Origin of the sequence: Zhongshania sp. (assembly GCF_041623545.1) — a bacterium.
In the GTDB taxonomy this organism is placed as follows: domain Bacteria; phylum Pseudomonadota; class Gammaproteobacteria; order Pseudomonadales; family Spongiibacteraceae; genus Spongiibacter.
Genome location: NZ_JBFJWS010000201.1, coordinates 1 through 5813, shown reverse-complemented (window position 1 = coordinate 5813; position 5813 = coordinate 1). Strand labels below are relative to the sequence as shown.

At 54.4% G+C, this 5813-nt stretch carries 5 protein-coding genes; 4 read left to right on the top strand and 1 reads right to left on the bottom strand.

Annotated features, from left to right (window positions below; translation table 11 throughout):
- Positions 1-1158: amidase (locus ABYT30_RS14400; RefSeq protein ID WP_373097213.1), on the top strand; the 1158-nt coding region annotated here is incomplete at its 5' end.
- A gap of 74 nt (positions 1159-1232) precedes the next feature.
- Here the strand turns inward: ABYT30_RS14400 and ABYT30_RS14395 are convergent.
- A complete protein-coding gene (locus ABYT30_RS14395) occupies positions 1233-2681 on the bottom strand; it encodes a succinylglutamate desuccinylase/aspartoacylase family protein (protein ID WP_373097211.1) in 1449 nt (482 codons plus the stop codon).
- Positions 2682-3047: 366 nt separating this feature from the next.
- Here ABYT30_RS14395 and ABYT30_RS14390 point away from each other — a divergent pair, with 366 nt between their 5' ends.
- The 3 genes from ABYT30_RS14390 to ABYT30_RS14380 all read left to right on the top strand — a co-directional run.
- Positions 3048-4595, top strand: coding sequence for a 2-isopropylmalate synthase (locus tag ABYT30_RS14390; protein ID WP_373097209.1), 1548 nt, complete (start codon positions 3048-3050; stop codon positions 4593-4595).
- 1 nt (position 4596) lies between these two features.
- Positions 4597-5400: a hypothetical protein gene (locus tag ABYT30_RS14385; protein WP_373097206.1), complete on the top strand. Its 804-nt coding sequence runs from the start codon at positions 4597-4599 to the stop codon at positions 5398-5400.
- A partial coding sequence (locus ABYT30_RS14380; protein WP_373097203.1) for a GNAT family N-acetyltransferase occupies positions 5397-5813 on the top strand: 417 nt, incomplete at its 3' end. The genes ABYT30_RS14385 and ABYT30_RS14380, both read left to right, overlap by 4 nt.

The following is a 5813-nucleotide window of genomic DNA, read 5'->3' as shown; positions in this document are numbered from 1 at the left end:
GTCCGGCGCTACAAAGCCAGCGGCTTGAATATTTTTGCTAAGACGAATACGCCGGAGTTTGGCCTGATCATTACTACAGAGCCGAAATCGTTTGGTCCTAGCCACAACCCCCATAAACACGGTTACAGTACCGGCGGTTCCTCTGGTGGCAGTGCAGCGGCAGTGGCTGCGGGTATTGTGCCAATGGCCCACGGCGGCGACGGGGGCGGGTCGATTCGATTCCCCGCCTCTTGGTGCGGGGTATTTGGTTTAAAGCCGTCACGGGGGCGCAATCCACTTGGCCCAGACAATGGCGAAGATTGGCAAGGCGCGGTTGCTGAGCACGTACTCACCCGCAGCGTCCGCGACAGCGCGGCAATGCTAGATTGTAGCAGTGGGCATGAAATAGGGGCGCCCTATAATATCGCCCAGCCCAAAGCTAGCTTTTTGGCGGCGACCCAGCGCGATGCTCGTCCGCTACGTATTGCCTTGAGTAGAAAGCCCTTGGTAAATACCGTGGTCGATGTGGAAGTGTCGGCGGCGCTGGATATGACTGCGCAGGCTTTAGAAAAGCTAGGTCATCATGTCGAAGAGCGTGAGCCAAGGATTCATACCGATCAGTTTTGGCGGGATTTCTTTGTGGTGGTTTGCGCCGAGGTGGCGAGCATGGTCGAGCGCTATCGACGAGACTACGGCGCCGCATGTGTTGCTAAATTCGAACCCGCCACCAAAAATATGGCCATGTTGGGTCGCTCTTTCAGCGCGGCCGACGTGATCACTGCCAAGCGTGGTTGGCACGATGTTCAACTGGCCATGGGGCGCTTATTGGCTGATGTCGATGTCATGCTTTGCCCTACGGTACCTACTCCTGCTGAACCCCACGGCGTGCTGCCCAATTCGCGCTTTGAAGAGCTGCTGATGCTTTCGAGTCACCGCGTGAATATGGGTAAGTTGTTGTTTAACACGGGCTTGGTGGAGAAAATGGCCGGGCCGGTACTGACCAAAATGGCGTTTACGATTATGGGCAATGTCACGGGTTTACCGGCTATGTCAGTGCCGTTGCATAAAAGTAAATCTGGGCTACCCATCGGCATGCAGTTTACGGGGCGGATGGGCGACGAAGAAACCTTGTTCAATTTGGCTGCGCAGTTAGAGCGAGAGCTTGGCTTTAGCTGTTAAGGCCTTAACCGCGCAATAAAAAGCCCCGCGGATTAGGCGGGGCCAGACATTTTTTTAATCAATTCCTCAGTAGTTTATTCAGGATGCTCTTCCATCTCGTCATTGGTGCGAATAGGCATGATAGGTTCGCCTGCGTCGTCGGCATCCATTTGATGGCTACTGCTTTTTTCCTTGCGCGGCTCATCGACCAATTGCGAGGTGTTCTTGGCATTTTCCTTGATGGCCTTGCGCACCGCAGCATCAACGGCGGCGGGATCATTACTGGTTTTGGCGGCTTTTTGCGCAGCCTCTCTAGCGACTTCCTTCATGTTTTCAGCAACGGGCTCAAGCGCTTCGGCGACAACGCTATCGGCGACTTTGTCCGCGGCCACTTTCTTCACGTCGGCGGCAATGCCAACGTGGTAAGCCGCAAAGCCGGGCATAACCATTTGATTGAGGGCTAGACCGATAATCTGACCGTCGACGCTTGAGCGAATCACTGAGCTGCGATTGGTGATTGGATCGGTGACCGAACCAAGAATATCGCCCTTTTTCACATTCTGGCCGAGTTTGGCCTCGCTGAGGAAAACACCACTTTGGTCTGCACGTAACCAAGTGGACTTATAAAATACGTTTTGCTTTGGCGCGCGCTGGGGCTTTTCATCAATCATGTTCAGGTGATGCATTACGGCCTTGATACCATTTACACTCTGCTTTACTTCTTTAAGCTGAAGTCGGAGTGGCTCGCCGGCCTCGAGAATGACCGCCGGAATACCGGCGTCGACGGATGCGCGGCGCAGCGTGCCGGGAGCGCCAGCACCATCAATAACGGTCACGTCGTGAAACATACGGCTGAATTGGGCAACACTTTCTTTGCCTAAATTACCGCGTAGCTGGGTGAGGTTGGTGCGGTGGAACGAGCCGGTGTGGATATCGATTAGCCGGTCGCAGTGGGAAATAACCTCATTGAAAAAACTGTGGGCAATTCGACCAGCTGAACTGCCTTTGGGGTCGCCGGGGAAGTAGCGGTTTAAGTCGCGACGATCAGGCAGATAGCGCGACGAGCGGCGGAAACCGTGCATATTCACTATGGGGACGCCGATTACGACGCCATTAAGTTTGTCGCTTTCGAGGCTGAACATCACTCGCCGTATCGTTTCTACGCCATTGAGTTCGTCGCCGTGTACTGCCGCGGTAAGGCAAAGCGTGGGGCCGGGCTTCGCGCCAGCGGCAACCAATACGGGGGTGGGCATGGCTAAGCCCGCGACGGCTTGGCCCGCAGTCCAGTACAGACGCTCGAAGCTGCCGCGCAATATATCTTGGCCAAGCAAGGTGAGGGCAACCTCGGTGCTGCCCGCCGCGCTGCCATTCTTGTCAAAGTCGATATTCAGGCTTGGGTTTTTGCGGGGATTAGGGGTGAAGACAGGGTCCGCGGGAATAGTAGCCGAATCGCCAAGCGAGTTGGGGGTTTGCTCATTGGCGACGGCCGTGCTGATCAGCAATTGTAGGCTGAGTGCTACGCAAAAAACTAAAGTGCTTCGCATGATAAAGCGGCTTGCTCCCTTGAATACGCTTAAAAAATCATTGGGCTATTGCCCAATGTTTGACAAACTGTGGCAAAGAGGCAAATTGTATACAAATTCACCAATATAAACGTCCGAAACTTTGTAAAAGAGATGATTTTCTTCTCTCGGTACTCGGGTCTTTGACGATATAGCGCAGTGAAGTTCAGTCGACGGTCTTGGCATTTTTGCCAATGGTGGGGACTGGTAAATGAATTTTCTTGTAAAAACAGCACCTTCGGCTGTAAAAGAGCCAAGAAGTCTGAGCCGTGTCCGACTATAATTGTGAACAGAATTTTGTCGCGCACCCCGATGTTGCCGCAAATAATGAAAATCTAGGAGTTAGACATGGCCAAAGATCGCCTGATTATTTTTGATACAACGTTGCGCGATGGTGAACAGAGCCCCGGCGCGTCGATGACTCGTGACGAGAAAGTGCGTATCGCGAAAATGCTGGAAAAAATGGGCGTCGATGTCATCGAAGCCGGTTTTGCCATTGCCAGTGTCGGTGACTTTGAGTCAGTGCGCGCGGTGGCTGAGACTGTACAAAACAGTATCGTCTGCAGTTTGGCACGGACCGGTGCTGAAGATATCGACCGCGCCGCCGAGGCACTCAAGCCCGCGGCGGCGGGGCGAATTCACACCTTTATTGCTACTTCACCCATTCACATGGAATACAAGCTGCGCATGGCGCCAGACAATGTCTTGGAGCGGGCCGTGGCGGCGGTTAAGCACGCACGGAACTTGATTGGCGATGTTGAATTCTCCTGCGAGGACGCCTCGCGCTCTGAATACGACTTTATGTGTCGCATCATTGAACAGGTGATTAACGCCGGCGCCCGCACTATAAACTTGCCCGACACCGTAGGCTATGGTGAACCTGGTGAATACGGCGCCATGGTCGCGCGGATCATGAACGGCGTGCCCAATGCCGATAAAGCGATATTCTCGGTGCATTGCCACAATGACCTTGGCCTTGCGGTGGCGAACTCCCTGTCGGCGGTAATGCACGGTGCCCGCCAGGTTGAATGTACGATTAATGGCCTAGGGGAGCGAGCGGGTAATGCCTCGCTGGAAGAGCTCGTTATGGCTATTCGCACCCGCAGCGATCTATTCCCCGTTGAGGTGAGTGTTGATGCCACGCAAATCGTGCCCACCTCAAGACTGGTGTCGTCGATTACCGGTTTCCCGGTGCAGCCCAATAAAGCGATTGTTGGTGCCAATGCCTTTGCCCATGAGTCAGGTATCCACCAAGACGGCGTGCTCAAATACCGTGAAACCTACGAAATTATGCGTGCCGAAGACGTGGGCTGGAACGCCAATAAATTGGTGCTGGGCAAGCACTCCGGTCGCGCCGCCTTTAAAGCGCGCCTCGCGGATTTGGGTATCAGCCTAGATAACCAGGCGGCCTTGAATCTGGCGTTTACCCGCTTTAAAGAATTGGCCGATAAAAAACATGAAATCTTCGATGAAGATTTGCAGGCGCTGATGAACGATGTTCAGCCAGATGATCTTGAATTGCGCTACAGCTATGTGGCGCTGGAAGCGGTGTCGCGCAGCGGCTTTAAGCCCCGCGCCGATATTCAGCTGCTCATCGACGGCCAAGCCCAACAAGCGGCAGCGGAAGGAGATGGTCCTGTCGACGCGGCGTTTAAAGCGGTAGAACAGCTGGTGAATAGTGGCGCAAATTTGCTGCTCTATTCAGTAAACGCGATTACCGAAGGCACGGACTCCCAAGGTGAAGTGCAGGTGAGGTTAGAAAAGAACGGCAGCATCGTGAATGGCAATGGCGCTGATACTGACATTATCGTTGCCTCAGTCAAAGCCTACCTCGACGCGCTGAATTTATTAGACGCTGGGGTGCTTAAAGCCCATCCCCAGCACGAGGGCGTATAAAGTGAATGAGGCGCTGCGGCTAGATTATTTGCAGGCGATGGGCGTGGATATGTATGTGCCGCGCTTTGTGCTTGACGGTGCAGCGCCGTCGCCGATTTTTGAGCTAGAATTCGCGACCGAAGACGACTACAGCGACATTGATGCCGGCGAAGTTGCCAGCTTTGATGCGGATGCCGAATACCAGCAAATGGTCGAGGCGCAGGAGCGCAAGGCAGCAGCGCCGGTCGGGGAGGCGCCGCGCGCTGGGTCTCGGATTGCTTCCGCGTTACAGGAGTTGGGCTTTGAAACCGCGAAGCCGCCTTCCGCGCTTGGTGAGCAGGAAAACGATGCCACCGGCGCAGCGAATGATGTGGCAAGCAGTCCTGAGTTTACTGTTGAACTGGTGGCCACCGGAATCGGTTTGATTATGATCGTCGATACCTCGACCGCAGCACCAACCCCGGCCGAAAAGCGCTTAATGGCGAATATTGCAACGGCGGTGAGCAGACATCACAAACTGACTAAAACGCCAGAATTTGGCACGTCGCGGTTTCAGTGGCCGGTGTTGAAAACGCCGGGACTGACCCTAGGCGGCGACGCCGCGAAAGAGGCCTTGCAAGCCAATATTATGGCGCAGGCTGAGCGCCAGCAGGCTCACTGCGTGATTTTGTTTGGCAGCACTTTGCAGCCATATATCGACGCGGCGACCCTGCAATCGGCGGGTATTCAATTGCTATTTGCGGCGGAGCCGAGTGCTATGCTCGCCGATGGCAGTCAAAAAGCCGCACTGTGGCAGAATTTGCGCAAGGTCTTATTTAGCTCATGACGCGAATTGCCATGCTGGGTATGCAGCACCTCGACCGATGCTTGTTGATTGAAAACCGCTCTGATCCTCACCCTTGGGGCAAAATGAATTGGTTGCGTAGTCTGCGCGACGATCATTGCCTTGGGCTTTGGGCGGGTGATGAACTGCTGGCCATTAGTTGCTATACCCTCGTGCTCGACGACGTGAGTCTGTTGAACATCGTTGTCGACAAGGACAGTCGCGGCCAAGGCGTGGGGCGGCAGCTGCTAACAGAGGGCCTGGAATGGATGCAGCAATTTGGTGGTGCTCGCTGTTTACTTGAGGTGAGGCTATCCAATAAAGTAGCGCGCTCTTTATATACCCAGCTTGGTTTTGCCGAAGACGGTATAAGAAAAAACTATTACCCCCTTGGTGACGGCTTCGAGGATGCAGTC